Origin of the sequence: Geobacter metallireducens GS-15 (genome assembly GCF_000012925.1) — a bacterium.
GTDB classification, from domain to species: Bacteria; Desulfobacterota; Desulfuromonadia; order Geobacterales; family Geobacteraceae; genus Geobacter; species Geobacter metallireducens.
Map to the genome: position 1 here is coordinate 2016294 of NC_007517.1, position 25944 is coordinate 2042237.

At 58.7% G+C, this 25944-nt stretch carries 27 protein-coding genes and 2 riboswitches; of the genes, 14 read left to right on the forward strand and 13 right to left on the reverse strand.

Translation table 11 applies throughout. From position 1 onward, the window contains the following. Positions 1-62 precede the first annotated feature (62 nt). A riboswitch (molybdenum cofactor riboswitch) is annotated at positions 63-182 on the forward strand. Between the two features lie 107 nt (positions 183-289). After that, a riboswitch (molybdenum cofactor riboswitch) is annotated at positions 290-409 on the forward strand. A 132-nt stretch (positions 410-541) separates the two neighbouring features. The 14 genes from GMET_RS09070 (at position 542) to GMET_RS09135 (ending at position 13950) form a co-directional block, all read left to right on the forward strand. Next, the gene (locus GMET_RS09070) at positions 542-724 is read left to right on the forward strand and encodes a hypothetical protein (RefSeq protein ID WP_004512045.1); all 183 of its coding nucleotides are present in this window, start codon (positions 542-544) and stop codon (positions 722-724) included. 33 nt (positions 725-757) lie between these two features. Next, entirely contained in the window at positions 758-2728 is a 1971-nt protein-coding gene (locus GMET_RS09075; RefSeq protein WP_004512044.1) for an aldehyde ferredoxin oxidoreductase C-terminal domain-containing protein, read from the forward strand. Beyond that, positions 2715-3251: a hypothetical protein gene (locus tag GMET_RS09080; RefSeq protein WP_004512043.1), complete on the forward strand. Its 537-nt coding sequence runs from the start codon at positions 2715-2717 to the stop codon at positions 3249-3251. The genes GMET_RS09075 and GMET_RS09080 overlap by 14 nt, the downstream gene beginning before the upstream one ends. A gap of 109 nt (positions 3252-3360) precedes the next feature. After that, positions 3361-4665, forward strand: a complete 1305-nt coding sequence (glp, locus tag GMET_RS09085; protein ID WP_004512042.1) for a molybdopterin molybdotransferase MoeA — start codon at positions 3361-3363, stop codon at positions 4663-4665. Between the two features lie 41 nt (positions 4666-4706). Next, complete coding sequence (locus tag GMET_RS09090; protein ID WP_004512041.1) at positions 4707-5189, forward strand: DVU_1557 family redox protein; 483 nt, start codon at positions 4707-4709, stop codon at positions 5187-5189. Positions 5190-5212: 23 nt separating this feature from the next. Then, entirely contained in the window at positions 5213-5899 is a 687-nt protein-coding gene (trsM, locus tag GMET_RS09095; protein WP_004512040.1) for a DVU_1556 family methyltransferase, read from the forward strand. 18 nt (positions 5900-5917) lie between these two features. Then, the gene (gene trsS, locus GMET_RS09100; protein WP_004512039.1) at positions 5918-7315 is read left to right on the forward strand and encodes a radical SAM (seleno)protein TrsS; all 1398 of its coding nucleotides are present in this window, start codon (positions 5918-5920) and stop codon (positions 7313-7315) included. A 158-nt stretch (positions 7316-7473) separates the two neighbouring features. Next, positions 7474-7734 carry a hypothetical protein gene (locus tag GMET_RS09105; RefSeq protein ID WP_004512038.1) on the forward strand — a complete coding sequence of 87 codons (261 nt, stop codon included), beginning with the start codon at positions 7474-7476 and terminating at the stop codon, positions 7732-7734. 342 nt (positions 7735-8076) lie between these two features. Next, entirely contained in the window at positions 8077-8592 is a 516-nt protein-coding gene (locus GMET_RS09110; protein WP_004512037.1) for a cytochrome c3 family protein, read from the forward strand. 10 nt (positions 8593-8602) lie between these two features. Continuing rightward, complete coding sequence (locus GMET_RS09115; protein WP_004512036.1) at positions 8603-10795, forward strand: molybdopterin-containing oxidoreductase family protein; 2193 nt, start codon at positions 8603-8605, stop codon at positions 10793-10795. Positions 10796-10841: 46 nt separating this feature from the next. After that, positions 10842-11546 carry a 4Fe-4S dicluster domain-containing protein gene (locus GMET_RS09120; protein WP_238378891.1) on the forward strand — a complete coding sequence of 235 codons (705 nt, stop codon included), beginning with the start codon at positions 10842-10844 and terminating at the stop codon, positions 11544-11546. Next, entirely contained in the window at positions 11539-12909 is a 1371-nt protein-coding gene (gene nrfD / locus GMET_RS09125) for an NrfD/PsrC family molybdoenzyme membrane anchor subunit (RefSeq protein WP_004512034.1), read from the forward strand. The genes GMET_RS09120 and nrfD overlap by 8 nt, the downstream gene beginning before the upstream one ends. Positions 12910-12913: 4 nt before the next feature. Further along, positions 12914-13498: a quinol:electron acceptor oxidoreductase subunit ActD gene (locus tag GMET_RS09130; protein WP_004512033.1), complete on the forward strand. Its 585-nt coding sequence runs from the start codon at positions 12914-12916 to the stop codon at positions 13496-13498. Then, a complete protein-coding gene (locus tag GMET_RS09135; RefSeq protein WP_004512032.1) occupies positions 13495-13950 on the forward strand; it encodes a c-type cytochrome in 456 nt (151 codons plus the stop codon). The genes GMET_RS09130 and GMET_RS09135 overlap by 4 nt, the downstream gene beginning before the upstream one ends. 309 nt (positions 13951-14259) lie before the next feature. On the opposite strand, the gene GMET_RS09140 is transcribed toward GMET_RS09135, so the two are convergent. From GMET_RS09140 to iorA, 13 genes are all read right to left on the reverse strand, one after another. Then, positions 14260-14934 carry a flavodoxin family protein gene (locus tag GMET_RS09140; RefSeq protein ID WP_004512030.1) on the reverse strand — a complete coding sequence of 225 codons (675 nt, stop codon included), beginning with the start codon at positions 14932-14934 and terminating at the stop codon, positions 14260-14262. After that, positions 14931-15377 carry an SseB family protein gene (locus GMET_RS09145; RefSeq protein ID WP_004512029.1) on the reverse strand — a complete coding sequence of 149 codons (447 nt, stop codon included), beginning with the start codon at positions 15375-15377 and terminating at the stop codon, positions 14931-14933. The genes GMET_RS09140 and GMET_RS09145 overlap by 4 nt, the downstream gene beginning before the upstream one ends. A 23-nt stretch (positions 15378-15400) precedes the next feature. After that, the gene (locus GMET_RS09150) at positions 15401-15679 is read right to left on the reverse strand and encodes a peptidylprolyl isomerase (RefSeq protein WP_004512028.1); all 279 of its coding nucleotides are present in this window, start codon (positions 15677-15679) and stop codon (positions 15401-15403) included. Positions 15680-15720: 41 nt separating this feature from the next. Then, positions 15721-17022, reverse strand: coding sequence for a phenylacetate--CoA ligase family protein (locus tag GMET_RS09155; protein ID WP_004512027.1), 1302 nt, complete (start codon positions 17020-17022; stop codon positions 15721-15723). 13 nt (positions 17023-17035) lie between these two features. Beyond that, on the reverse strand, positions 17036-17779 hold the full coding sequence (locus tag GMET_RS09160; protein ID WP_004512026.1) for an ABC transporter ATP-binding protein: 744 nt from the start codon (positions 17777-17779) through the stop codon (positions 17036-17038). 3 nt (positions 17780-17782) lie between these two features. Continuing rightward, the gene (locus tag GMET_RS09165; protein WP_004512025.1) at positions 17783-18535 is read right to left on the reverse strand and encodes an ABC transporter ATP-binding protein; all 753 of its coding nucleotides are present in this window, start codon (positions 18533-18535) and stop codon (positions 17783-17785) included. Continuing rightward, positions 18528-19514 (reverse strand): branched-chain amino acid ABC transporter permease, encoded by a 987-nt coding sequence (locus GMET_RS09170; protein ID WP_004512024.1) that lies wholly within the window; start codon positions 19512-19514, stop codon positions 18528-18530. Before GMET_RS09170 ends, GMET_RS09165 begins: the two co-directional genes overlap by 8 nt. An 18-nt stretch (positions 19515-19532) precedes the next feature. Beyond that, positions 19533-20417 (reverse strand): branched-chain amino acid ABC transporter permease, encoded by an 885-nt coding sequence (locus GMET_RS09175; RefSeq protein ID WP_004512023.1) that lies wholly within the window; start codon positions 20415-20417, stop codon positions 19533-19535. Positions 20418-20507: 90 nt separating this feature from the next. Then, positions 20508-21650 (reverse strand): ABC transporter substrate-binding protein, encoded by a 1143-nt coding sequence (locus GMET_RS09180; RefSeq protein ID WP_004512022.1) that lies wholly within the window; start codon positions 21648-21650, stop codon positions 20508-20510. A gap of 76 nt (positions 21651-21726) precedes the next feature. After that, positions 21727-22158: an ACT domain-containing protein gene (locus tag GMET_RS09185; RefSeq protein ID WP_004512021.1), complete on the reverse strand. Its 432-nt coding sequence runs from the start codon at positions 22156-22158 to the stop codon at positions 21727-21729. A gap of 74 nt (positions 22159-22232) precedes the next feature. After that, entirely contained in the window at positions 22233-23540 is a 1308-nt protein-coding gene (locus GMET_RS09190) for a phenylacetate--CoA ligase family protein (protein ID WP_004512020.1), read from the reverse strand. Between the two features lie 18 nt (positions 23541-23558). Further along, positions 23559-24137 (reverse strand): indolepyruvate oxidoreductase subunit beta, encoded by a 579-nt coding sequence (locus GMET_RS09195; protein WP_004512019.1) that lies wholly within the window; start codon positions 24135-24137, stop codon positions 23559-23561. Next, a complete protein-coding gene (gene iorA / locus GMET_RS09200; RefSeq protein WP_004512018.1) occupies positions 24134-25891 on the reverse strand; it encodes an indolepyruvate ferredoxin oxidoreductase subunit alpha in 1758 nt (585 codons plus the stop codon). The genes GMET_RS09195 and iorA overlap by 4 nt, the downstream gene beginning before the upstream one ends. Positions 25892-25944 lie beyond the last annotated feature (53 nt).

Below are 25944 nucleotides of genomic sequence, written 5' to 3' on the forward strand. Positions count from 1 at the left end.
TAAGCGTGAGCTTATGGTGGAGTCGTAGTAACAGGGTGCGGCAGATGCTTTGCACCGCGAAAATTTAAAACCGTCTCCGAGCTGCGGCGCCTAAAGGGAACATCCCCAAGGCGGTCCGGCCTATGGGTATCGCTGGAAACGGCGTTGCCTTCCTTATGCAAAGGGGACCCAACGGTGCGGAGGTGTGTCCGCGACGTTCAGGGGCCTTTCTATCCAGGAGAGCGCCCCTTTTGTTTTTTCCCTCCGAGGCTCTAGTGCGGGCTGTCGGCGGAAAGCGGGTCTTGAAAAAATTTAAAACCGTCTCCGAGCCGCGGCGCCTAAAGGGAACATCCCCATGGCGGTCCGGCCTATGGGTATCGCTGGAAACGGCGTTGCCTTCCTTATGCAAAGGGGACCCAGCGACGCGGAGGTATGTCCGCGACGTTCAGGGGCCTTTCTATCCAGAGAGCGCCCCTGTTGTTTTTTTGCGGGATAGACCGCGTACAACGTGTCCGGTGTGATGATGCCGGATTACGACAACAAGTGGAGAGAGGAGGAGGATATGAAATACGAAGAGGTCGGATGTTATCTGGAAATCAATCTGGCAACGGGAACTATCGAACGGGTGGCGCTGGAACCCGAGGTAATGAGAGAGCATCTGGGACGTCCCGGGGCCTGCATCGGGGAAGCGTGCGAGGGATTCTGCCAGCATTCGCTACAGACCTGCCTCCGCATAGAAAATTAGACACAGGGTGTACATCGGGAAAAAGGAGGAAAAATGAGATACGCAGAGGCAGGATATTATCTGGAAGTCGACCTGGCGAAGGGGAACATCGAACGGGTCGCAACCGATCCCAGGCTGATGGAGCTCCATCTCGGGGGGTTGGGAACAAGCGTCAAGCTCCACTGGGACAGGGTACCACCGGAAACCAGGGCATTCGATCCCGAAAATCTGCTGGTATTCAGTACCGGCCTGCTGAACGGCACGCCGGTGTTCAGCGCCAACCGCACCGTTGTCTCTTTCATTTCGCCCCAATCGGGCACACTGGCCTATCCGATGATGGGGGGCTTTTTCGCGGCCGAGCTGAAGTATGCCGGCTACGATAAGATCATCTTCAAGAACAAGTCGCCCGACTGGGTCTACCTGTACGTCTCCAATAACAAGGTGGAGCTGCGTGATGCGTCGCATCTGAAGGGGAGGGGGGCGGTTGAGACCCAGGAACTCATCCGGAAGGAGCTGAACGATCCGAAAGCCCAGGTGGCTGCCATCGGTATCGCCGGCGAGAACCGGGTCTTTACGGCTTCCATTGAGCAATCCCGCTCAAGCGCCAGCCGACTCGGCGGCGGCGCGATCATGGGCGACAAGAAGATCAAGGCCGTGGCTGTCCGCGGCACCGGCGATGTCTTCCTTGCCCGGCCGGAAGAGTTCATGAAAGAGTTGCAGGGGGTGACGGATTATATCAAGTACCGGTGGGCCAACCCCATTAAGGACGTCATGACCATCCTTTCCGGCATCGGGTCGCCCCAGGAGATGCTCCATACCGATGAAAAATGGCATACGGAGAACTTCGCCTGGGGCAATGCCCGGACCCGGAGAAGGGACTTCTGGACCGAAGAGATCGACGAGTCATGGTCAAAGTCACAGCATGGCGCAGTAAAGCGTCTGATCAGCTGTTACAACTGTCCGACCCATTGCGGGGCGCTTATTTCCCACAAGGATACCCCACGGTATATGGCGAAATGCTTCGGCAAGCTCACCTATGCCATGGCGGCTTATGTGGATGACCTTGATTTCTCCTGGAAGATCCTCCAGCGCGCCACCGAGTACGGGGTTGATTCCTTCTCGACGCCCCAGATTCTTGCCTTTGCCGTTGAGCTCTATGAAGCCGGCATTCTCACTGACAAGGACTTCAAGGGGTGTCCATCCGACAAGGAAGGGAGATTCTTCTGGCTCCTCGACCGGGTCGCACGTCGTGAGGGGATTGGCGATATCCTGGCCGACGGCGTCTATTTCGCAGCCCGCAAGATCGGCAACGGTGCGGAAGCCTTCGATCACAACACCATCAAGAAGCACGAGCAGCTCCCGGTCAAGCTCGGGACCCTGGATCCGCTCTATTTCCTCATGTATTCCACCAACGAGAAGATCAGCATCACCCAGATGGAAGGACAGTGGCCCCAATCGGCCTTCCCAACCATGGAGCAGCGGGAGGAATTCGTCCGCGACTGGCCCCAGATTCCCGACGAAAAGTTCAAGCAGATCGTGCTGGACTGGGAACTGAGGGGGGAGAAGTCGATTCCCTACTTCCCGACACCGGACATGTGCTCTGAAATCGTGGACTGGATGGAGATGATGCACAACATCGATGACGCCGTGGGGATGTGCTGCGGCATGTCGTCCTTCTGCCTGAAGCCGCCCTATCACATCCACAACTACCCGAAAATAATCTCCGCGGCTACCGGCCTGGATCTGGACGAGTCAGGGCTGAAGCAGATTGCCAACAGGAGCCGGAACCTGCACCGAGCCTACAACAACAGGCTGGGTATCAGGAGGGTTGACGAAAAGCCGCCCGCTGACCACTGGAAGAAACGCTTCCCCGAACTGGAAGAGCAGCTTCTTTCCACCTATTACACGTACAAGGGATGGAACCACGACGGCATTCCCACACGGGAAAAGCTGGAAGAACTGGACCTGGGCTATGTCGCCGACGACCTGGAAAAGAGGGGGATCTTGAAAAATGGCCAAAATTAAACGGAAAGTCAGGACGATCACGGTTGATGCCGACAAGTGCAACGGCTGCCGGACCTGCGAAATCATGTGCTCCGCCTTCCACGCGGTTCCGCCGTACAGCAGCAACAACCCGGCACGGTCGCGCATCCAGGTCATCACCAACCGGCTCGAGGACATCTGGATGCCGGTCTTTGCCGGCGAGTACACCGAATCCGAGTGCATGGGGCGGAACAAGTACATCATCGACGGCAAGGAATACAACGAGTGCGACTCCTGCCGTGCCGCCTGCCCCTCACGGGATCTGTTCAAGGAACCGGATTCGGGTCTGCCCCTGAAATGCGACATGTGCGACGGCGAAGATGAGCCGGTATGTGTCAAGTGGTGCCTGGTCGATGCCCTAGTCTACGAGGAGCGGGAAGAGGAAGTGGAAGAGAAGGATATACAAACAACGGTGACCGAGATGGAGGTCGGTCTGGAATCGCTGGTGCGAAAACATGGTTTCGACAAGGTAATGGATACGGTTGCCCGAATGTCGAAGAAGTGATACTACTTCCGGGCGCAAGAACGGGTAGCATGATACTCCCCCCGGCAGGGCCGGGGGGACCACAACATGCGTCCAACATGGAAGCTGAACGGATTTTGGAGAAGGTGAGATGCCAGGCTCAGAGGAAACCCTCCGGATTATTCTTGATAACATAACTCCGCTCGGAGTGGAGCGTGTCGACCTGCAGTCCGCCCTGGGGAGGGTCCTGGCCAGGGATGTGGTGGCACCATGGGATTTGCCGCTTTTCGACAATTCGGCGAGGGACGGATTCGCCCTGAGAAGTGCGGACTGCACGGGCGAGGGGACCACCCTACGGATTACCGGCTTTATTCCGGCCGGATGCAATGTGTCGGAGCCGGTTCTGGGGGGGTGCGCCGTCCGGATCATGACCGGTGCACCTATCCCCCACAACTGCGATGCGGTGGTGCCGGGGGAGGATACCCTGGAGACAGATGGCCAGGTGACGGTCATGGCGCCGGTCCGTCGCCGGCAGTATATCCGCTTCCGGGGTGAGGACCTGACAGGCGGTGACCTGGTGCTGACGGAGGGGACGGTCATTCAGGCACAGGAAATAGGCTTGCTGGCCTCATTTGGCCAAGCGGTGGTGCCGGTCTACCGGAAGGCGCGGGTGGCGGTGCTCTCCACCGGCGATGAGTTGATCGAACTGGGAGAGCAGCCGTCAAACGGACGCATCATCAACAGCAATGCCCAGTATCTGGCTGCGGCTCTCAGGGAGATCGGCGCCGAGCCGATTCTCCTCTGCATCGGTCGTGACAACCGGGAAAGCCTGAAAGAGCAGCTTCAGACGGGACTGAAGGCCGATGCGCTGATCACTACGGCCGGCGTCTCGGCAGGAGCCCGGGACCTCGTGCGGGATGTGCTGGTTGAGGTGGGGGTCAGGCAGATGCTCGGAAAGATTGAGATGAAGTCGGGCGGACCCAAGGCCTTCGGCATGAAGGACGGGATCCCGGTCTTCTCCCTTCCCGGCAATCCGCTGTCGACCATGGTCACGTTCGAGGAATTCGTCAGACCGGGGCTGCTCAGGCTGATGGGGCATCGCCGGACGGTCAGGCCGAACCTCAAGGCACGGCTGCGGGAAGATATCCGCAAGGAGCCCGGCCGGGTCCATTGCCAGTCGGTCCGGGTAGAGGCGGAGAACGGCCGCTACATGGCCACCACGGTCGGAAACCACAAGGCGTGCCGGCTGAGTACCATCCAACGGGCCAATGCCATTGTCATCCTCCCCGAAGGACCGTCGGTGGTGGCGGCAGGGGAAGAGGTGGAGGTACATCTGCTGCGCGGTGACCTGGTCCTGCTGGAAGAACCGAACCTCACTGCCGGTTGCGTACCTGATGACCGTGTGTCGGAAGAGGGGGAGACCTTCGAGAGAAGGGTGCGGGTGGCAACCCGTTAGGGAAGGGGTAGATATCATGCGACAGGATGGGGGACCGTCAGATGAACGCGTATGAGCAGATCAGTTTGCAGATACCCGGGGAGGTCGAGCGTCTCATGGAGGACCGCTCGATCCTGAGGGAGGATGCGCAGAAGGTCATCCTTCATGCCGAGACCACCGGCAGGAAGCTGCTCAACTCTGCCACCGGCCATTTTCTCGCCTTCCATCGCCCCAAAGCGGTCACCTACTGGGCGGAGTATGTCCGGACCGGTGATGACTATCGGCTGGTCACCGCGTATTCCCACCGGATGGCGATGAAGTCCAGCGGGAGCACGCAGGAGTGGGTAAAATCCGGCAGCGGCAGCGAATGGCTCTGCAATCAGTGCCAGGCCCCCCTGGAGGAGCAAACTGTCAGGCTCCAGTACATGCAGTCCATATTTCCCATCACTCTTCCGGCCTGCTCCGGGTGCGGCTTCATCCTTGTCACTGAGGAGTTGGCAACCGGGAAGCTGGCCGCGGCAGAACAGGCGCTGGAAGACAAGTAACTTTCCGGCGGCACGGTGAACCGATGAACGGTACCGCACTCAACTGGTTGGAGCTCTGTCGCACCGTGGGTCCGTGCCTACGGCCGGGTGGGACCGCGCTTACAGACCGGGCACTGGAGGTCTGCAACCTTTCCGCCGATTCCCTGATTGCCGATGTCGGCTGCGGTGCCGGCGGAACCCTGTATCACCTGGAACAAATCGGTTTCCGCCGCCTGGTGGGGCTCGACCCGTCGGAGACCCTTCTCGGGGATGCCGCCCCCCGCCTCGAAACGGCCCGCCTTATCCGGGGGGAGGCTGCAACGATCCCCCTCCGGAGCGCCACCGTCGATCTCCTTCTGTGTGAATGCGTCCTTTCCGTCCTCCCTGGCCGGTCGGCTCCCCTCCGGGAGTTTGCGCGGGTCGTGAAGGACGGCGGATATCTGGTAGTGAGCGACGTTTTCAGCACGGCTGGAGACGAGGCCACAGGACAGGCCGGCGGGCTCCTCACCCGCAAGGAACTCCTTGCCGCGGTGGCCGGTAATGGCTTCACCCTCCTTCGGTGGGAAACCCACGACCGTTTGCTGAAGGAATTCGCGGTCCGCATGATCCTGGCCGGCGAATGCCTGCCGGATGCGTGGAAGGGTGGTACGGAGAGGAAAGGGGAGGCGGCCCGTGGGGGCCTCGGCTATTTCCTCATGGTGGCCCGAAAGGCTGAAGACCCGCTTCCGTAACAGATAAAGGATAGTGTCATGGAAACAGTGAATCTGGGTGAAACCGAAAGCATCTGCCCCGTCTGCCTGAAAAGGATAGCGGCGACACGACAAGTGCTGGGTGACGAGGTCTTCCAGGTCAAGGAGTGCGACGAGCACGGTTCGTTCAGGACCCTTATCTGGCGCGGAAAGCCGTCACTGGCCGAGTGGCGGAGACCGAAGCCGCCCGTCCACCCCGAGCTCTGCTACGGGACCGTCGAGCAGGGGTGCCCGTTCGACTGCGGCCTCTGCAGTGCCCATGCACAGATGCCCTGTTCGGTGCTACTGGAGGTGACTGACCGGTGCAACCTGCAGTGCGCCGTCTGTTTTGCCGATTCCGGCCGAAAGGATTCCGTGGATACCTCCCTGGACAGGATCACCTGGCTGCTAGAACGGGCCATGGCAGCGGCTGGGCCGTGCAATCTCCAGTTGTCCGGCGGAGAGCCCACACTGCGGGACGATCTGCCGGAGATCGTGGCAGCGGCGCGGCGGATCGGTTTTTCCTTTATCCAGCTCAATACCAACGGCCTGCGCCTTGCCGCCGACGGGAATTATGCCGCCCGGTTGCGGTCGGCGGGGCTTTCGGCAGTCTTTCTCCAGTTCGACGGGGTCGACGACGGCATCTACCGCACCTTGAGGGGACGTCCGCTTCTGGAGCAGAAGCTCCGGGCCGTCAGGCATGCCGGCGAGGCCGGCCTCGGCGTGATCCTGGTCCCGACCATCGTGAGCGGAGTGAACAGCCATGCCGTCGGCGCCATCGTGCGGCAGGCCCTTCAATTGGCCCCAATCGTGCGGGGGATTCACTTCCAGCCTGTCAGCTATTTTGGCCGTTTCCCTGAGCAGGGCTGCGGCAACCGCTTCACTTTACCCGAACTGATGGGGTGTCTCGAAGAGCAGACCGACGGACTGCTCAGGCTGGCCGATTTCTCTCCTCCCGGTGGGGAACATGCCCACTGTTCCTTTCACGCCACATATCTCTACTCGGCCGACGGCGGGCTGCGCTCCCTCGGGGCGATGGGGGGCGATTCCTGCTGCACGACCGACTGTGGCAGCGGGGGAATCAGGAGGACCGTGGATACCGTGTCGCGCCGCTGGAAGCTTCCCTCAGCCGCACCATGCTGCGGCAATCCCAGAGAATCGGAGCAGACCGATTGTTGTGAGTCGGGCAGATCAAACCCGGTCCGGGTCGAAGGGGCCATTGATCTGGATAGCTTTCTCCGGGATGTCGCCACCAGGAGTTTAACCATCTCTGCCATGGCATTTCAAGATGCGGAAAACCTGGATCTGGAGCGCCTCAGGGGGTGCTGCATATCGGTTGTGTCTCCCGATGGCCTGCTGGTGCCATTCTGTGCCTATAACCTGACCAGCAGGGACGGAAGGAGCCTTTACCGCCGATGATCTGGCACGGCGGCAATCACTTCATGATTTACGTCCCATAAGATATATTATGTCAAGTACGCGAAATAAATTTTTGTCCTGTGCCCTTGAAAGATTCAGAAGACTATGCGACCCTGCAAAAGCCAATATCAATATCATTTAATCCAGAGGGGTAAGTCATGCTTAAGGAGGATGTTGGGACCGAGATTTACAAGACTTGGAGCAATGCACAACGACGCGAGGAAATCGCCAAGCTGGTTCAGGGCTACAGGTCGGGTCTGCCGGCTTCCATTATGTGTAAGATTTCAGATAGTATTGCAGGCAACCGGAAACGGGCTCGGAAATATCTCCATGAAATGCTGACACCTGAAGAACGACAGATAGCAGTGGACAGTGAAACCGGAGAAATGATGGTTTTTGTTCGAGGATATATGCTGTAGCTTCGGTCTTATGCCACTTCCATGCAAATCGCACCAGGCCTGGTGCTTCTTCCTCACCTTTGATTCTTCCGCGATATAGGGAACGATCTGGTCGGGCAGCGGAGGGTCGAGAATCCCTCCGCTGCGAAAGACTTGATGAATTTCCTCGTACCCCCCTATTCCCTCGTAGTTGTTGATGACATCGCCACAACCATAGGGCTGATCTTGCCCCTGACCTACCTGGGTATTTGAAGATTAATGTCTGCCTCTCCCATTTTGACAGAAGCTAACTGGTTGCTATTATTAGTTGAACCGTAACGTTCCGCCGTCACCGCAACTGCCCGCTCCCGTTCAGGTGGATGCATGAATAAAGTGAGGCTTATCATCGGATTGGCGATTGTGACTGTGGCCATCGTCGCCGCCTCTGTCTTGTTGTACCTTCTGCCATTGGATGTTCGAGACCACTCCCCTGTCCAGCCGATTGCCTTCAGCCATAAGTTGCACGCAGGCGACAACGGCATCCATTGTCTCTTCTGTCATAGTTACGCCGCGAAGTCCCCGGCTGCGGGTATCCCATCGATGGAGGAGTGCCGGGCCTGCCATCTGTTCATCTCACCGAACACTCCAGAAATAAAGAAACTGATGAAATACTGGGAAAAGCGTGAACCGATTCCCTGGGTCAAGGTTTACAGCCTGCCGGACTTCGTCTATTTCCCGCACATGATGCACGTCCGCGCTAAACTTTCCTGTGCAGCCTGCCACGGCGAGGTGGCTGCCATGGAACGGATCACCCGGACCGCAAGCCTCAAGATGGGATGGTGCCTGAACTGCCACCATCAGCATAAGGCCAGTATCGACTGCTGGACGTGTCACAAGTAGCGGAGCGCAAATGAAACGGAGAACGTTTTTACAGCTTGGTACAGTAATAGCTGCCGGCGCCGTACTGGATGGATGCCGGTCAAAAAATGAGCAGCTCATCCCCTATCTCATTCCGCCGGATGAGGGGATAACTCCCGGCAAAGGTACTTATTATGCCAGCTCCTGCAATGCATGTCCTGCCGGCTGCGGCATCCTAGTCCGAGTGTCCGAGGGACGGGCAAAGAAGATTGAGGGAAACCCGGAACATCCCATCAATAGAGGGAAACTCTGCGCCCGGGGGCAGGCCGTTGTTCAGGAACTTTACCATCCCGACCGCGTGCCTCATCCCCTCAAACGGAATGGCCCCCGTGGTTCCGGTGCCTTCACGCGGATTTCCTGGCAAGAGGGTATTGGGCTGCTCACGGATAGGCTCAAAGCTTTGCAGCGGGAACAGAGCACTAATGGCCTGGCTCTGCTGACGCCTCATTTGCGGGGTACCCTGGCGGAACTCACGGGTCGCTTCATGCGCACGTTCGGCTCGACCAACCACGTCTCCTATGAGTTGCTCACCCCCGACTTGCTTCGGATTGCTGCCCGTCGTAGCTTCGGGCAGCCTACCCTTCCCTATTACGACATCGCCGAAACGCGCTATCTGCTCAGTTTCGGGGCTGATTTTGTGGACTCTCACCTGTCGCCGGTCAAGTATGGTTCCGCCTTTGGTGAGATGCGCCAGGGCCGTGACACGGTTCGCGGGCATTTCACCTATGTGGGGGGGCGCATGTCACTGACTGCCGCCTCGGCCGACCGCTGGATGCCTGCCAAGCCGGGGAGCGAAGGAACCCTGGCCCTTGGCATTGCACGCCTGATTCTGGCCGAGTCGCTTTACGACAGCGGAGCACTCGCGATGAACGGGCTTGAGGCAAAGAAACTGCTGGCCGCGCTGGACAGATACGATCTCCCCCGAGTGGCGCAGCTCTCCGGTCTGCCGCAAGGAGCGATCGCTGAGGTGGCACGGGAGTTTGCCTCGACCCGTCCCGCACTCGCTCTGGCCGGGGAGATGGTTGCCTTTCAGAGCAACGGCCCTGAATCGGTCCGTGCGGTCCACCTGCTCAATCTCCTGGTGGGAAGCCTGAATCGGCCGGGTGGGATCTACCCCGATGCAGGGTCCCCATCCGGACCGGAAAATTCCTTTGCCGAACTCATCGCTCTTATCGAGACGATGCGCGGCGGCCACGTGAAGGTGGCCATGATTCATGGCGATCCGCTCTATTCCGTTCCTCCGGCGACTGGGTTTCACGACGCACTGGCAAAGGTTCCGTTCATCGTCAGCTTTTCCTCGCTGCTCGACGATACCGCCCTGCACGCGGACTTGGTCCTTCCGGACCACGCCGCCCTGGAAAGCTGGGGAGACGTGATACCGGTCGCCGGCACCCGGGAACCGCTGGTGGGGCTTATGCAGCCGGTTGTGGAGCCTTTGTTCGATACCCGCCAGTTCCCCGAAGTGTTGCTGGCTACTGCCCATGAGCTGGGAGGCCGGATGGCTGCAGCATTACCGGACGAGTCGTACCTGGAGTTGCTGAAGGGAGCGGTCAGGAAGCAAGCCGGATTTGGGGCCGGCGTGGATTTCGAAGCGGCGTGGGTCGACCTGCTTCAGCACGGAGGGCTCTTTAAAACCAAGAGTGTCCAGCCCACCGGTTATCGATGGTCCTCGGACGCACCACCGCCATTGCCCGAGGACCCGGACTTTGCCGGGGACCAGAAGACGTACCCATTCCATCTGATTGCCTACCCTGCCACCGCCTTTTATGACGGCCGCGGTGCACCGTATCCCTGGCTGCAGCAACTCCCGGACCCGATGACCACCGTCGTTTGGGGAAGTTGGGTGGAGATCAACCCCGAGACCGCAGCCGAGCACGGGATCGGCTTTGGCGATCTGGTGGAGGTCTCATCGCCCCAGGGCACACTCCGTCTGCCGGCCGTCGTTTATCCCGGAATCCGTCCGGACATGGTGGCGATCCCCTTGGGGCAGGGGCATCGGGGGATGGGACGCTATGCCCAGGGGCAAGGGGTAAATCCTCTCGCGCTGGTGGCACGGCAAGGGACGAAACAGCAGCCTGCCTGGAATGCTACCCGGGTGCGGATAACCAGAATCTCAGGGAATGGGGAACTGGTTACGGCAGGACATCCCCAGGGAAGCCTCCGGAGCGAGTTGGTCGAGATATAGGGAAGCCGCGCAAGCGGTCATCGGGATTGAGTCGATTATGGAAACAATGACGAGTCAGTACAGATGGGGGATGGTTGTCGACCTTGATCGGTGCACCGGCTGCGGCGCTTGCGTTGTTGCCTGTCAGGCGGAGAACAACGTGGCCATCTGCGGCAAGAAGGAGATATCCGAAGGACGCAACATGCACTGGTTACGCATCGAGCGGTTCTGGGTGGGACAGTATCCGGACGTGCGGGCGCGCTTTCTCCCGGTACTCTGTCAGCACTGTCATGACGCCCCCTGTGAGCCGGTCTGCCCGGTTTATGCCAGCTACCACAACCCCGACGGTCTTAATGGGCAGGTGTACAACCGCTGCGTCGGCACCAGGTACTGCGGTAATAACTGCCCCTATGCCGTAAGAGTCTTCAACTTCTACAACCACGAATGGCCCAACCCCCTCGATAATCAACTTTCTCCGGACATGACCGTGCGTACCCGGGGAGTGATGGAAAAATGCACTTTCTGCATCCAGCGCATCCGAAGGGCCAAGGAAGATGCCAAGTCCGAAAATCGCACCATTCGTGACGGAGAGATACAACCGGCCTGCGCCCAGACCTGTCCAACCGACGCTCTGGTGTTCGGGAACATGGCCGACCCTCGGAGCCGGGTCGCCATCCTTTCCCGCAGCCCCAGGCGCTTCCGGCTGCTGGAGCATCTGGGCACCCACCCCTCGATTTGCTATCTCAAGGGAGGAGGACGCGAGCATGTCTGAGCCGACACTTCCTGCCGCCAAGAACTCCAGCCAGTTGAATGACGAGATGTTGTCCTCCCTGCGGACCCCCACCTGGAGCTGGTACGCGCTCGCGCTATTCCTCGGGGCCGTGGTGGCGTGGGGACTCTACGCCTTTGGTTACATGCTGACGACCGACATGAGTTGCACCGGCCTGAACAGGCCGGTCATGTGGGGGGTGTACATCGTCAACTTTGTCTTCTGGATCGGGCTTTCCCACTCGGGAACCATGGTTTCTGCAATCCTGCGCCTTTCCAGAGCCAACTGGCGGCGACCGATCCTGCGCGCCGCCGAGGCAATGACCGTCTTTACCGTTGCCGTTGGCGGCCTTTTCCCGCTCATCCACCTGGGCCGCAACTGGGTTTTTTTCTACCTCATCCCCTATCCCAACCAGCGCGGACTGTGGCCGAACTTCCGCTCGGCGCTCCTCTGGGACGCTACGGCAATCTTCACGTACATCATCGGGAGCAGTCTCTTCCTCTATCTCGGAATGCTTCCCGATCTCGCAGTAGCCCGGGACCGCTCGAGTGGTTGGAGATTCAAGCTGTACTCAGTTTTGGCAATGGGGTGGCGAGGGACGGCGCGGGAATGGGCAATCTTTCATCAGGCATCCACCCTGATGGCAGCGTTGATCATCCCGGTGGCCGTTTCGGTGCACTCCATCGTCGCCTGGGACTTCGCCGTTACCGTTATTCCTGGCTGGCATAGCACCATTTTCCCGCCATACTTCGTCATAGGCGCCATCCATTCGGGAATTGCCGCCGTCATTACCCTGATGATCATCATTCGCCGGGTGTTCCACCTGGAGGATTACCTGACGCCGCTTCACTTCGACAACATGGGAAAACTCCTCCTGGTCATCGCACTCCTCTGGTCCTATGCCTATTTCGTCGAGGTCCAGACCACTTGGTACGCCCATGAACCGATTGAGTGGGAAGTCTTTAGTTTCATGGCCGACAAATATGCTTTCCTGCTTCTTTTAATGATTTTCGCCAACTCCGTTCTCCCGATCGTGGCACTCTGCTTCAAGCGGTTGCGTCGCTCAATCGGTGTGATGCTGGTGGTTTCGGTGCTGATCAATGTCGGCATGTTCATCGAGCGCTTCCTGATCATCGTGCCGTCACTCTCCCACAAAAACATGCCGTTCGTCTGGGGAACCTACCGCCCCACCTGGGTGGAACTCTCTGTTACCGCAGGCGCCTTTGCAGGCTTCGCCCTGATGTATACCCTCTTTGCCAAGTGTTTCCCGATGGTGTCGGTAACCGATGTGCGGGAGCTGGAGGCACAAAAGAGCGTGGTCACGCTCGGCCGAACCCGGCTTCAGTCGATCGCGGAAAAGGAGTAGTCGAATGGAAGTCCTCGGGATTTTCAGCGACAAGGAGAGCGCAGGGGTAGCCGTTGAGCACCTGATCAAAGAAGGGTTCGTCGAAAGGCAAATCACCTCTCTCACGTCGGTTGCCTATCCTGACGGCGTGCTTGTGAGGACAGAACAGCGTACCTGGTTCCGTTGGTTCACCCTGGCCTGCGGCATAGCCGGCGCCGGCGCCGGTTTCCTTCTTGCGGCAGGCACTGCTTGGCTCTATCCGGTTAAGACCGGCGACAAGCCCATTATCGCCTTTTACCCGACCGGCATCGTCACCTACGAGCTCACCATGCTTTTTGCACTTGCAGGAACCATCATCGGGATGTTTCTGGAAATGGGCCTCCCTTCGTTACGAAAACGCGTTTACGATCCTCTCATAGCCGAGGGGTACATTGGCATCAGCGTTTCCATACATTCCGGAGGCGTGGCCGTAGCCTGCGAAGCGGACGTGTCGCCCCGCGAGTGTATTGGCACGGTTGCGGCTCTTCCCTCCGACGAGCAGGTGAGTCGGGCTGAGGAACTCATGAAGGCGGCCGGAGCCGTCAGGATCATTGCCGAGGATAGGATATGAGACGTGCGGTGAAACTGGCCATTCTGACGGCAACACCGGTGCTGATGGCAGCAATCTGGATGGATGAGCAACCCGCCTACAAACCATACCAGGCACCGGTCCTGGCTCCGCCCAAGGGTGCTGTTCCCGTCACCGGCAAGGAGAACGTGTCGCAAGAGTTCGTAGAGAAAAATCCCGTTGCGCCGACCGTGGAATCCCTGGAGCAAGGAGAAACGCTTTTCGCCATTAACTGTTCCCTGTGCCATGGCCTAAGCTCGGCGGAGCGCGGCCCGGTCGGCAAGAAACTCACTCCCCACCCACCAGGACTCGATCACGACATGGTGCAGGGATTGTCCGACTCAGATATCTTCAGAGCCATTACCTCGGGTTTCGGCCGAATGCCACCCTTCCAGGGCAAACTCACGGTTCAGGACCGCTGGAACCTGATCAATTACCTGCGAACGCGCAGATAGCCGTTCTCGCCCGAAATCGTATCATGGCTGGTCACTACCCTGCGGTCCGACCGGCCAGAAAAATCGGCCGAAATACAACGGGCCGAATCAGAAGACTCGGCCCGTTATTCGTTCAGGGGAGATTACGTAAAATGTTATGTCAAGCGCAGTGACTGCATGTTGTAACGTCCGGTGATGGCAACTCACATCCGCATCGGACACAGGCATTCACCCATTCCGGATGTCCCGCGTCGGCGGCCCGCTTCTTCGCCTCCAGGCGCCTCACTTCTGCTTCCATTTCGTCGTTGTACTGCGTTTCGAACATGGTCGCTACCTTGCCAGTGTCTTCTTCTGCCAGTAATCACGTTCGAATAACCAGAACTCTTTCATAAAGTCTACGAGGCCGGACATCCTTGATCGAAATGCCTCATGAAAGCGCTCCTGGTCCGGAAATCTTCGTTTTTCGCTGATACAGCGGCAGAGGTCACGGCCGAGGGCGCTGGCCTTCCCATAGAGGGTTGCCTCATCGGGGAACGTCCGTACGCCAGCGACAGGAGAGCCTATTCCGCCCGCAGAAGTCGCCCCCAACATGTTAATGACCCGCTCCATGTAAGAAATAACGTCCGCGTCCTCGCCTCCTCCGGAGGTTTCCACGACAGCGGCGTATTTACCCTCCAGGGCCATGCAGTGAATCATTCCGTTACAGCGGTCAAAGAGGGCCTTCATCTGGGCGGTGACGCTGAAGATGTAATTCGGGCTGGCCAGAATGAACCCGTCACAGGCAAGAAGTTTCTCCTTGATGCCTTCGTAGTCGTCATTGATGGGACAGATGCCCGTCTTGTGGCAGTTGTCGCACCCGACGCAAGGTTGGACCTTCAGGGCGGAGAGGGAGAGAACTTCGGTCTCTGCCCCGGCCTCTCTTGCTCCGGCAAGGACTTCATCCAGCAAGCGCCCGGTATTTCCTCGCGTCCCCCTGGGGCTGGCAAGTATCGCCAATATTTTCATATAACTTCTCCTTTAGAGGAATCACCTCGCCCGGCTGCCTCGGCGTTGCAGCGTTCAACAGCGTCCCTGAGCCAGGCGATCTCTTCGGGATGAAACTGCTTGGAGTACTCGGTCCCCGTGTTGAGCGCCCAGTGCAGCGGCGGCATAGTGGTTGCCGCCAGAACATGGCCCGGTACCTCCACGCTTTTGGCGTCGGTCTGGGTCCAGGCCTGAAGTCGCTCCCGAGTATCGAAGAGCATCAGGTAGTCATTTCCCTCAGCTTCAATGACCAGGGGGAGCACCTGCCCGTCCTGCGGTGCCTCCACCACCTCTGCAAGGGACTGCTCATCCAGAATGGGAACGAAAAAAGTGGAGTTGAGAAAGAGATCGTAGAACTTCGACTGATTCTTTGCATCGCGCATATCCTGACGCAGAGTAACCAGCGCCTCATCGAGTTGAGTCATTCCGGGAGTTCCTTTCATGGTGGCTACCAGCGTTTTGTGATTTCGATCAGGTGATAGCCGAACTGGGTCCTGACCGGTCCGAGAACCTTGTTGATTTCACCGGAAAAGACGACCTCGTCGAACTCTTTGACCATCTGACCGGGGACAAAGGCGCCGAGGTCGCCGCCCTGCATGCGCGACGGGCACGCGGAATTTTTTCTGGCTATCTCGGCGAAGTCGGCGCCGGCTTCTATCTCGGCCTTGAGTTGCAGGCATTCGGCTTCGGTGGACACGAGGATGTGACGGGCGGTTGCTGTTGGCATGGGAACTCCTTGAATGTTTGCTGAATGGTGGATAGGATTGTTCAGAGCTTGCGCCGGTCAATGACCCGCTGGGCTTTCCCTTCATGGCGGGGAATACTGTTCGGCTCCACAAGCTTGACGGTGGCGCCGACGCCGAGCCTCGAATCGATCCGCTTCTCGACCATTTCGAGGAACGCACGCTGGCGCTTCATCTCGTCGAAGAAGATGTTTTCGATGACCTCGATCTGGATCTCCAGGGTATCGAGGGTCCCCTTGCGGTCAACGATGATCTGGTAGTGGGGTTGGCACCCTTCGATGGCAAAGAGAACCTCCTCGATCTGGGACGGGAAGACGTTGACCCCCTTGATGATGAGCATATCATCGCTGCGCCCCATGGTCTTCTTCATGCGGACCATGGTCCTGCCACAGGCGCAGGGGGAGTAATCGAGGCACGTGATGTCCCGGGTCCGGTAACGGATCATGGGGAACGCCTCCTTGGTGAGGGTGGTCAGCACCAGTTCACCGACGCTCCCCGGCGGCAACACCTCGCCGGTATCCGGATCGATGATCTCGGGGATGAAGGCATCCTCGAAGATGTGCATGCCGCACTTGTGTTCACAGTCGCCGGCAATGCCGGGGCCAATAACTTCCGAGAGACCGTAATTGTCGGTAGCACTGATGAAAAGTCTGCTTTCGATTTCCTTCCGCATCGCTTCTGACCATGGCTCACCGCCGAAGAGCCCCACCTTGAGCGACAGGGTCTTGGGATCGATTCCCATCTTTTCCATCCGGTCCGCGATGGTGATGGCATAGCTGGGGGTGCTGACCAGCGCCGTGGTCTTGTAGTCCTGCATGATCATGATCTGCTTTTCGGTGTTCCCGGAGCTCATGGGAATCACCGACGCCCCGATGGTTTCAGTCCCGTAATGGAGGCCAAAAGCGCCCGTAAAGAGACCGTAACCAAAGGCGACCTGAACCACGTCGTCGAGGGTGACGCCGGCGGCGGTCATGAAGCGGGCCACCAGATTCGACCAGACCTTGATGTCGTGCTTGGTGTAACCGACCACCGTGGGCTTGCCGGTGGTTCCCGACGAGGAGTGGATCCGCACGACCTCCCGGAGCGGCACGGCGAACATCCCGTAGGGATAGTTCAGGCGTAAGTCCTCCTTGGTAGTGAAAGGGAGTTTCCTGAGGTCGTCGAGGGACTGGATGTCCTCAGGGACGATACCAAGCTCGTTGAACTTGTTCCGGTAGCAGGTGACATTCTTGTATACGCGGTTGATGGTTGCCTGGAGCCGTTCCAGCTGAAGCTGCTGCAGCTCCTCGCGCGGCATGCATTCGTATGTTGGTTCCCAGATCTGCATACGGTGACCTCGCCTATCTTTCCCAGATTTCCTTCTTGTCTTTCCCGAGGTAAGCCCTCTGAACCTCCTTGTTTTCCAACAACTCAGAGGCAATTCCTTCAAGCACTACTTTACCTGTTTCAAGCACATACCCCCGGTCTGCCATCTTGAGGGCCGCCTTGGCGTTCTGCTCCACGAGGAGCACGGTGGTCCCCCGCTCGCTTCGGAGCTGCTCGATGACCCGAAAAATCTCCTGAACCACAAGGGGAGCAAGTCCCATTGAAGGCTCATCGAGCAGGAGGAGTTTGGGCCGCGCCATGAGTGCCCTCCCCATGGCCAGCATCTGCTGCTCGCCGCCGGAAAGAGTTCCGGCAGCCTGCTTGCGCCGCTCGTGGAGCCGGGGAAAGAGGGCATACATGTCGTCCAGGTCCTTGCGGATGGCGCTCCGCCCTTCCCTCCCCCGGTAGCGGAGATAGGCTCCCAGGTCCAGATTGTCCTCCACGGAGAGGGGTTTAAAGACCTGCCTCCCTTCGGGAACCTGGCAGATGCCAAGCTTCACGATCCTGTCGGGTCCGAGGCCAGCAATATCTTGGTCGTCAAAATGAATCTGCCCGGTGGCCGGTGGTGTCACGGCGGAGATGGAATTGAGGATTGTCGTCTTGCCCGCGCCGTTGGCGCCGATCAGCGTGACAATCTCTCCCTGCTTCAGGTGAATCGAGATGTTTTTGAGGGCGTGAACCTTGCCGTAGAAGGTGTTGATGTTCTTGATTTTCAGCATTCCCTATCCTTCCCCGAGATAGGCTGATATCACTTCCGGATTTTCCTGAATTTCCCGCGGCGTCCCTTGGGCCAGCTTGCGCCCCAGATTGAGAACCACGATGGCGTCGCAGATGTCCATGACGAGTTCCATGTCATGCTCCACAAGGGCAACGGTGACACCCGATTCCCGGATTTTCTGGATGAGACGCGCCAGCTCAAGGGTTTCCCGGCTGTTGAGGCCTGCGGCCGGCTCGTCCATGAGAATTACCTTCGGCTCTAGGGCCATTGCCCGGGCGATTTCAAGGAGTCGACCCTTGCCAAAGGGAAGACTCCCCGCCTCATGGTCAGCCAGGTCGGTGATCCCCGTGAATTCGAGCCAGTGAAGAGCCCGCTCCCGGAACCTTCGCTCTTCGGCCACCTGCCAGGGAAGCCTGAGAGACGAAGCGATGATGCCACTCTTCCCTTTCGTGTGGAGACCGACCATCACATTCTCCAGCACCGTCATCCTGCCGAAGAGCTCGATATTCTGGAAGGTACGGACCATGCCGAGGGAAGCCAGCCGTTCCGGCGTGAAACGGGTCACGTTCTTTCCCTGCAGATGCACCGTACCGCAGGTTGGCGTATAGATGCCGGTCACAATATTGAAGAGCGTGGTTTTCCCGGCGCCGTTGGGACCGATGATGCCGGTGATGGCCCCATCCGCCACCCGGAAGGAGACATCTTCGAGGGCGGTGACCCCACCAAAACGTTGCGTGATTCCCTGAACCTCAAGCATCGGCCTTGCTCCCTGCCCCGGCCCGCGAGACGATCTGGCCCACGAGCGCCGGAATCCCCCGGACAAGGCCGCCGGGCATAAACAGGGTCATGAAGATGAGCAGAAGGCCGTAGACCACGATGTCGTAATCCTGAAACGCCCTGAGAATCTCGGGCAGGAATGTCAGGAGCGCTGCGCCGAGGAACGAGCCGTAGATGCTCCCGAGTCCGCCGATGATTACCATGGTCACCAGTTCCACCGAAAAATTGAAACCAAAGGAGGTGGGGGAGACAAAGGTCATGGTGTGGGCGTAAAGGCTGCCTGCTATGGAAGAAATTACCGCCGACAGGGCAAAAATCTGTACCTTGAGAAACCGTACGTTCACCCCCATCACCCGTGCAGCCACCTCGGAATCGTGGATCGCCTTCAATCCCCTCCCGATGCGGGAATTGACCAGATTGAGCGACAGGAGGATCGTCACCAGCGTCATCCCCCAGATGAGGTAGTAATTCTTGAAATCCGTGTCGAAGGAAAATCCACCAAGGGAGAGATTCGGAATTCCCGAAAACCCGGAAGGGCCACCTGTCAACTCAACCGCCTCGTTGAAAGCGATGTACACGATAATGCCGAAGCCAAGGGTTGCCATGGCCAGGTAGTGCCCTTTGAGCTTCAGGATCGGGAACCCGATGATGAAGGCAAGGGTGCCCACGGCAGCAGCCACAACCGCCATGGCAAGCCAGGGGTTCTGGCCATGGGTTGCGGTCAGTATCCCCGAAGCATAGGCGCCGAGCCCGAAAAAGGCGGCATGCCCCAGGGAAATCTGCCCCGCGTACCCAAGAAGCAGGTTCAACGCCACGGCAAGGAGGGTGTGGATCCCTACAAAGACAAAAACGTTGAGGAGATACCCTCCCTTGAACGCCAAGGGAAGGAAGAGGATCAGGATGGTGAACAGGATGAACTTCACCATTTCATGTTTCAGGAATGATCTCAATTTCGTCATAACAAGAGCCCGTGTTTGTTAAACCCGCTCCGTATCGCCTTTTGAGAAGAGCCCATGGGGACGGATGAAGAGGATAATGAGCAGAATGATGAAGGCGATGGCATCCTTGTAGCCGGACGAGAAAATGCCGGCGCCGAGGGATTCAAGAATTCCGAGGATCACACCGCCGAATACGGTGCCGAGTCCGCTGCTCATTCCTCCGATGATGGCGGCACAAAATCCCTTGAGGCCCAGCATCACGCCGACATCGTAGGAGGTCATGGTGAGGGGGGCGATGATGATGCCGGCCATGGAGCCCATGGCGGAGCTGATGGCGAAGGAGAAAAGCACCATGCGCCTGACGTCAATTCCCACGAGCCCCGCGGCGCGGCTGTTGTACGCACAGGCCCGCATGGCCTTGCCGCTGATAGTGTAGTTGAAATAGAGCTTGCTGCAGATGATGACAACCGTCGTCACGGCGAAAATCCAGAGATGCTGCGGCAGGATCGTCGCCTCCCCCAGTTGGATCGGCTCGTTGCCGGAAAAGGTTTCGAGCGCATGGGTATCCTTCCCCCAGACGAGCATGGCGATTCCCCGGATGAGGATGCTCCCGCCGACGGTGATGATGACCAGGCTGATGGGGGAAGCGTTCTTCATGGGACGTATGGCGAGCCGCTCGAAGGCAACCCCCGCAATGGTTGATGCGGCTATTGCCAAAATTACCGAGACCAGAAGCGGCAGATTGAGAACCGTGAGAAAGAACACCGTGAACATGCCCCCCAACATCACGAATTCACCCTGGGCAAAATTTATGATGCCGGTGGCATTGTGGATAATGGCGAAGCCGACGCCGATAAGGGCGTAGATGGCTCCCGTCGACAGGCCTGAAAGAAGGTACTGCGCTATCTGCTGACCGATATGCATAGATTATGTGTCTGGCTCACAAGGAGGGAGCGCAGACCGACAAAGCCTGCGCTCCCTTGATTGGTTGAAGGTCCATGTATGATTAAGCGGTTACTTGACCAGGGCGAAATCTTGTTTTCTTATCTCCACAAGGACGAAAGCGTCCTTGGTGAGTCCCGCGTGATCGGAAGGAGAGTAGCTGAAAACACCGCCGATGCCGGCAAAGCCCCGCGTCCGTTCCAGCTGGTCCCGTATGGCTGCCGGATTTTCGCCGCCACGCTCGATAGCGCCTTTGAGAAGCATGATCGCATCCCAGGCATGGCCGCCAAAGTGGTCACCCTCCGCCTTGTAGTGCTTCTGGTAATCCTTCACGAAGGCAAGAAGGGACTTTTTCTGACGGTCTGAATTGGGAAGCAGATCGGCCACGATAACTCGTCCGGACGGGAGAAGGATTCCTTCGGCAGCACCTCCGGCAAGACCGATGAACTTCTTGGAGGAAACGCCGTGGCTCATGTAGAGGGGAAGCTTCAGGCCAAGCTGCTTGGCGTTGCGGGCAACCACTGCCGGCCCCGGATTGGTGCCCCAGCAGATGACGGCCTGGGCGCCGCTCCCCTTGATTTTGGTAAGCTGGGCTGTCATGTCGGTATCCTTCGGGCCATAGGTGTCGTCAGACACGATCCTGATCCCGTAGGCCGATGCCTGCGCCTTCAGCTGCTCGCGTCCCGACGAACCGAAACCGTCGGAAACGGTGAGGATAGCAATCTTTGATATTTTTTTCCTCTTCAGATCCCCATAGATTCTCGCCACGGCGAGGCCATCATTCTGAGCGGTCTTGAAAATCCACTTTTTGACCGGCTCGGTGATTTTGCTTCCGGCGGCACAGGAAATCATCGGAATTCTTGCCCGTTCCACAACCGGAATGACGGCCATGGTGTCACCAGTGGTGCTGGGGCCTATGATTGCGGCAACCTTGTCCTCTTTGATGAGGCGGTTGGCAGCCTGCACCGCCTTGGTGGCATCCCCTTGCGTGTCGTAGGCGATCAGTTCAAGCTTGCGACCTTTGACGCCACCGGCAGCATTGATCCCGTTCACCACCATCTGGGCGGTGTTGCGCTCAGGCTCGCCAAGGAACGATGCAGGACCAGTCACAGCGAAGAGCCCGCCGATCTTGATGGGGGGAGCCGCAAGGGCGCTTCCGGCCAGAAGAGCCAGCGACACGACAAACGTCAGTATGAAAGAACTTTTCTTCAGCATGGACAACCTCCCCGTTGATTACTTCACCAACTCCCAGTCTCCCCTGATGATCCCCGCGGCTCTCCCAGCGTAGCGATCACATGGCGTAGAGCCGGGCGCCCTTGAGAACAGTGAATCCATTTCCCGTGAGGGTACTGATTGCTTTTGCGGTCTCGTCGAAACGGAAGATGATGACGGCATTCTCACCGCACCGCTCCACAAAGGCGTACATGTATTCCACGTTGATCTGATCGCGGTCCAGTGCCTGAAGGATCTGGGAGAGGCCGCCGGGACGGTCGGGGACCTCGACGGCCACCACCTCGGTCTTGCTGACGGTAAAGCCCCTTTCCTTCAGGACCTGCTTCGCTGTTTCCCGGTCATTGACGATGAGGCGCAGAATGCCGAAGTCAGAGGTGTCAGCCAGGGAGAGTGCACGGATATTTACCCCCGCGTCGCCAAGGACCTTGGTGATTTCAGCAAGACGGCCGGACTTGTTTTCAATAAAAATTGAGATCTGCTCAACGTTCATTCCATCCTCCTCGCAGGGTCAGGCCTGCTCGCTCTCCTTGTTTTGGACGCGGCACGAGTGTGCCCCGGCGGGCATCAGCTGCTTTTCCGATTGTCGATGACCCGCTTCGCCTTGCCTTCACTCCGGGTTATGGTCTGGGGTTCCACAAGACGGACCCGGCATGATATGCCAAGAATGTCCTTTATCTCCTTTTCGACCCGTTGGGACAGGGACTGGAGCACCTTGATCTCATCGGAGAAGAGCCGTTCGTCCACTTCCACCTGAACCTCAAGGGAATCCAGGTTATCCTTGCGGTCGACAATGAGAACATAGTGGGGTTCGACCCCCTCGATTCCCATGAGGATTGACTCAATCTGCGACGGGAACACGTTGACTCCGCGGATAATGAGCATGTCATCGCTTCTGCCGGTCATACGGGTAAGGCGGGCGTGGGTCCTGCCGCAGGCACACGGCTCGTACGTGAGGCTTGTGATGTCGCGGGTACGGTACCGGATGAGGGGGATCCCCTCCTTGGTGATAGTGGTGATGACCAGTTCGCCTCGCTCCCCTTCCGGAAGAACCTCACCGGTCTCGGGATTGATGATTTCGGGGATGAAGTGGTCTTCCCAGATGTGGAGCCCCTTCTTCGCCTCGCAGCATTCGATGGCCACACCCGGCCCCATTATTTCCGACAGGCCGTAGATGTCGATGGCGCAGAGGTTCAGCTTCTCCTCAATCTCGCTCCGCATCGCCTCTGACCACGGTTCTGCCCCGAAGATACCGACGCGGAGCTTCAACTCGCGGAAATCCACTCCTTCCTCCCGTGCGGCCTCGGACATGAAGAGCGAATATGACGGGGTGCAGGTGAGGACCGTGGAACCGAAATCCTTCATGATTAAAATCTGCTTCTTGGTGTTCCCCCCCGACATGGGGATGACTGAAGCGCCGAGCTTCTCCGCGCCATAGTGGGCGCCAAGGCCGCCGGTGAAGAGGCCGTAGCCGTAGGAGTTATGGATGATGTCCCCCCGGTGGACCCCGGCGGCGGCGTAGGAGCGGGCCATGAGCTCGGACCAGGTATCGATGTCCTTGCGGGTGTAGCCGACCACGGTCGGCTTACCGGTGGTGCCGGAGGAAGCATGGATGCGGACAATCTCCTCCATGGGCGCCGCAAAGAGGCCATAGGGGTAGCTGTCGCGCATGTTCTGCTTTAGGGTGAAGGGGAGCCGTTGCAGATCGGCCAGGGACTTGACACTGTCGGGGGTGATGCCGGCCCGGTCAAAGCTCTGCCGGTAGAAGGGAACCGATGTGCAAACCCGGGCTACAGTGGCCTGAAGCCGTTTGAGCTGCAGGGCCTCCAGGGCTTGGCGGGGAAGCGTCTCGAACTCTTCATTGTAATAGCTCATCGTGAACTCCTTACCCGATCAAAGACTCCGGCCCAGTTGGAACGCAACATGGTTAACTTTGAGGGCCTTCGGTGGAATCATCTTTTCCAGGGCCTTGATCCAACATTCATCGGGAATGTCGAGCCGCTTCGACACAGCCCCGAGAAGCACCGTATTGGCTGCACGGACATTTCCCGCCTCGGCGGCCAGCTTCTGGCCGTCAACCAGGAGTGAATCGGGGAACATGGCCGCGATCTTGCCGGGAAGGTCGTCCGGATAGGTCTCCTGCCCAAGGAGAACCGATGGCGGTGGAATGCGCAGGTCGTTGGCAATCACTGTCCCACCGTTTTTCATGAGGGGAAGTGAGCGGTAGGTTTCCAGTATCTCGAAGCCGAAAAGAATATCCCCTTCACCTTCGGGAATGATGGGGGAGTGAACTTCCCGGCCGTAACGGACGTGGGATACGACGCTCCCTCCCCGCTGGGACATGCCGTGGATCTCGCTTTTCTTTACGTCGTAACCGGCCTGCATGAAGGTCTCCGAAAGAACCTCCGAGGCGAGCAGAATCCCCTGCCCACCCACGCCGACAAGGAGGATGTTGGTGATGGTGTCGCTCATTTGGCACTCCCGATCGCGTTGAATTTGCAAAGCTGTCGGCAGACGTCGCATCCGTTGCAGAGCAGCGGGTCGATGTATGCCTTCCCCTTCTTCCCGTCAGGGGCTGGCTGCCACTCGATGGCCGGACAGCCGATCTTGAGGCATGCTTTGCAGCCGGTGCAGTGATCCTGGTCAATCGAGAGGAGAAGCCCTTTTTTGAATACCCCTTCACGCTTCACCAGCACACAGGGACGGTTGGTTATGATGACTGACGGCTCGGGGCGTTCCATCTCCTCATTGAGCGCTGCACGGGTTTCTTCCAGGTTCAAGGGGTCGACCACCCGCACGTGCCTGATACCGACGGCCTTGCAGAGTTGCACAAGATCGACGGCGTTGGTCTCGCCGCCCGACAGGGTCCAGCCGGAGGCGGGGTTATCCTGGCGTCCGGTCATGGCGGTTATCCGGTTGTCGAGGAGCACGACCGTGGCGGGAGACTGATTGTAGGCCATCTCCATGAGACTGTTTATGCCGGTATGAAGGAAGGTGGAGTCGCCAATGACCGCCACCACTTTCTTCTTTTCTTCGGGGGAAAGGACCCGGACCATGCCGCTGGCGCTGCTTATGCTCGCACCCATGCAGACACAGGTATCCATGGCGTTGAGGGGGGGCATGAAGCCGAGGGTGTAGCAGCCGATATCGCCGGTGACGTATGCCTTGAGCTGGCTGAGGCTGTAAAAGACCCCCCGGTGGGGACAGCCGGGGCACATGTTGGGAGGACGACCCGGGAGCTTTTCAACGGTGGTCTGGCTTGCGTCAGGGAGGTTGAATGCCTTGCGGAGCCTTCCGGGGGTGAGCTCCCCGCAACGGGAGATGATCTCCTTGCCGATGACTGCGATGCCGGCGGCTTTCACCTGCTCCTCGATAAAGGGATCAAGCTCTTCGACAACGTACAGCTTCTTCACCTTGGCGGCAAACTCCTTAATGAGCGCCATGGGGAGCGGATGGACCATGCCGAGTTTGAGGACCGACGCGGTGGGGAGCACCTCGCGCACATACTGGTACGAAACGCCGGCAGTGATGATGCCGATCTCGGTGTCACGCATCTCAATCCGGTTGAGGGTTGCCGTGGCGCCATACTCGGCAAGCTTCACGAGCCGCTCCTCCACGAACGGGTGACGGATCTTGGCGTTGCCGGGAAGCATGACGAGCTTGGAGGGGTTCTTTACGAGCTTCGGGGTCGGGAGACCGGCCACCGGTTCCGCCAGTTCAACGATGGATTTCCCGTGGGAAATGCGGGTGCAGCTGCGGAGCATCACCGGGGTATCGAACTGCTCGGATAGTTCAAAGGCGATCCGGGTGAACTCCTTGCACTCCTGGGAGTCAGACGGCTCCAGCATCGGCACCTTGGCGAACTTGGCATAATTGCGGCTGTCCTGCTCGTTCTGGGACGAATGCATCTCCGGGTCGTCGGCAACCACCAGGACAAATCCCCCCCCGACGCCGGTATAGGACAGGGTGAACAGGGGATCGGCCGCCACGTTGACCCCCACGTGCTTCATGCACGCGATGGCCCGTCCGCCGCCAAAGGAGGCACCGATGGCCACCTCAACGGCAACCTTTTCGTTGGATGCCCAGGAGGCGTCTATTTCTTTGTAGTTGACGATAGTTTCGAGGATTTCTGTGGATGGGGTGCCGGGGTAGGCGCTGGCAACCTTCACCCCCGCCTCAAAAGCACCCCGAGCGATGGCTTCGTTGCCGGAAAGAATTTCCTTCATGGTGTGTATAATCCCTGGAAAATAAAATAAGGGGAAAGCCCCCCTTAACGGTT

Excerpts from the sequence above, each read along its gene's own strand:
- GMET_RS09070 (WP_004512045.1), top strand. The coding sequence starts at position 542 with ATGAAATACGAAGAGGTCGGATGTTATCTGGAAATCAATCTGGCAACG.
- GMET_RS09075 (WP_004512044.1), top strand. The coding sequence starts at position 758 with ATGAGATACGCAGAGGCAGGATATTATCTGGAAGTCGACCTGGCGAAG.
- GMET_RS09080 (WP_004512043.1), top strand. The coding sequence starts at position 2,715 with ATGGCCAAAATTAAACGGAAAGTCAGGACGATCACGGTTGATGCCGAC.
- glp (WP_004512042.1), top strand. The coding sequence starts at position 3,361 with ATGCCAGGCTCAGAGGAAACCCTCCGGATTATTCTTGATAACATAACT.
- GMET_RS09090 (WP_004512041.1), top strand. The coding sequence starts at position 4,707 with ATGAACGCGTATGAGCAGATCAGTTTGCAGATACCCGGGGAGGTCGAG.
- trsM (WP_004512040.1), top strand. The coding sequence starts at position 5,213 with ATGAACGGTACCGCACTCAACTGGTTGGAGCTCTGTCGCACCGTGGGT.
- trsS (WP_004512039.1), top strand. The coding sequence starts at position 5,918 with ATGGAAACAGTGAATCTGGGTGAAACCGAAAGCATCTGCCCCGTCTGC.
- GMET_RS09105 (WP_004512038.1), top strand. The coding sequence starts at position 7,474 with ATGCTTAAGGAGGATGTTGGGACCGAGATTTACAAGACTTGGAGCAAT.
- GMET_RS09110 (WP_004512037.1), top strand. The coding sequence starts at position 8,077 with ATGAATAAAGTGAGGCTTATCATCGGATTGGCGATTGTGACTGTGGCC.
- GMET_RS09115 (WP_004512036.1), top strand. The coding sequence starts at position 8,603 with ATGAAACGGAGAACGTTTTTACAGCTTGGTACAGTAATAGCTGCCGGC.
- GMET_RS09120 (WP_238378891.1), top strand. The coding sequence starts at position 10,842 with ATGACGAGTCAGTACAGATGGGGGATGGTTGTCGACCTTGATCGGTGC.
- nrfD (WP_004512034.1), top strand. The coding sequence starts at position 11,539 with ATGTCTGAGCCGACACTTCCTGCCGCCAAGAACTCCAGCCAGTTGAAT.
- GMET_RS09130 (WP_004512033.1), top strand. The coding sequence starts at position 12,914 with ATGGAAGTCCTCGGGATTTTCAGCGACAAGGAGAGCGCAGGGGTAGCC.
- GMET_RS09135 (WP_004512032.1), top strand. The coding sequence starts at position 13,495 with ATGAGACGTGCGGTGAAACTGGCCATTCTGACGGCAACACCGGTGCTG.
- GMET_RS09140 (WP_004512030.1), bottom strand. The coding sequence starts at position 14,934 with ATGAAAATATTGGCGATACTTGCCAGCCCCAGGGGGACGCGAGGAAAT.
- GMET_RS09145 (WP_004512029.1), bottom strand. The coding sequence starts at position 15,377 with ATGACTCAACTCGATGAGGCGCTGGTTACTCTGCGTCAGGATATGCGC.
- GMET_RS09150 (WP_004512028.1), bottom strand. The coding sequence starts at position 15,679 with ATGCCAACAGCAACCGCCCGTCACATCCTCGTGTCCACCGAAGCCGAA.
- GMET_RS09155 (WP_004512027.1), bottom strand. The coding sequence starts at position 17,022 with ATGCAGATCTGGGAACCAACATACGAATGCATGCCGCGCGAGGAGCTG.
- GMET_RS09160 (WP_004512026.1), bottom strand. The coding sequence starts at position 17,779 with ATGCTGAAAATCAAGAACATCAACACCTTCTACGGCAAGGTTCACGCC.
- GMET_RS09165 (WP_004512025.1), bottom strand. The coding sequence starts at position 18,535 with ATGCTTGAGGTTCAGGGAATCACGCAACGTTTTGGTGGGGTCACCGCC.
- GMET_RS09170 (WP_004512024.1), bottom strand. The coding sequence starts at position 19,514 with ATGACGAAATTGAGATCATTCCTGAAACATGAAATGGTGAAGTTCATC.
- GMET_RS09175 (WP_004512023.1), bottom strand. The coding sequence starts at position 20,417 with ATGCATATCGGTCAGCAGATAGCGCAGTACCTTCTTTCAGGCCTGTCG.
- GMET_RS09180 (WP_004512022.1), bottom strand. The coding sequence starts at position 21,650 with ATGCTGAAGAAAAGTTCTTTCATACTGACGTTTGTCGTGTCGCTGGCT.
- GMET_RS09185 (WP_004512021.1), bottom strand. The coding sequence starts at position 22,158 with ATGAACGTTGAGCAGATCTCAATTTTTATTGAAAACAAGTCCGGCCGT.
- GMET_RS09190 (WP_004512020.1), bottom strand. The coding sequence starts at position 23,540 with ATGAGCTATTACAATGAAGAGTTCGAGACGCTTCCCCGCCAAGCCCTG.
- GMET_RS09195 (WP_004512019.1), bottom strand. The coding sequence starts at position 24,137 with ATGAGCGACACCATCACCAACATCCTCCTTGTCGGCGTGGGTGGGCAG.
- iorA (WP_004512018.1), bottom strand. The coding sequence starts at position 25,891 with ATGAAGGAAATTCTTTCCGGCAACGAAGCCATCGCTCGGGGTGCTTTT.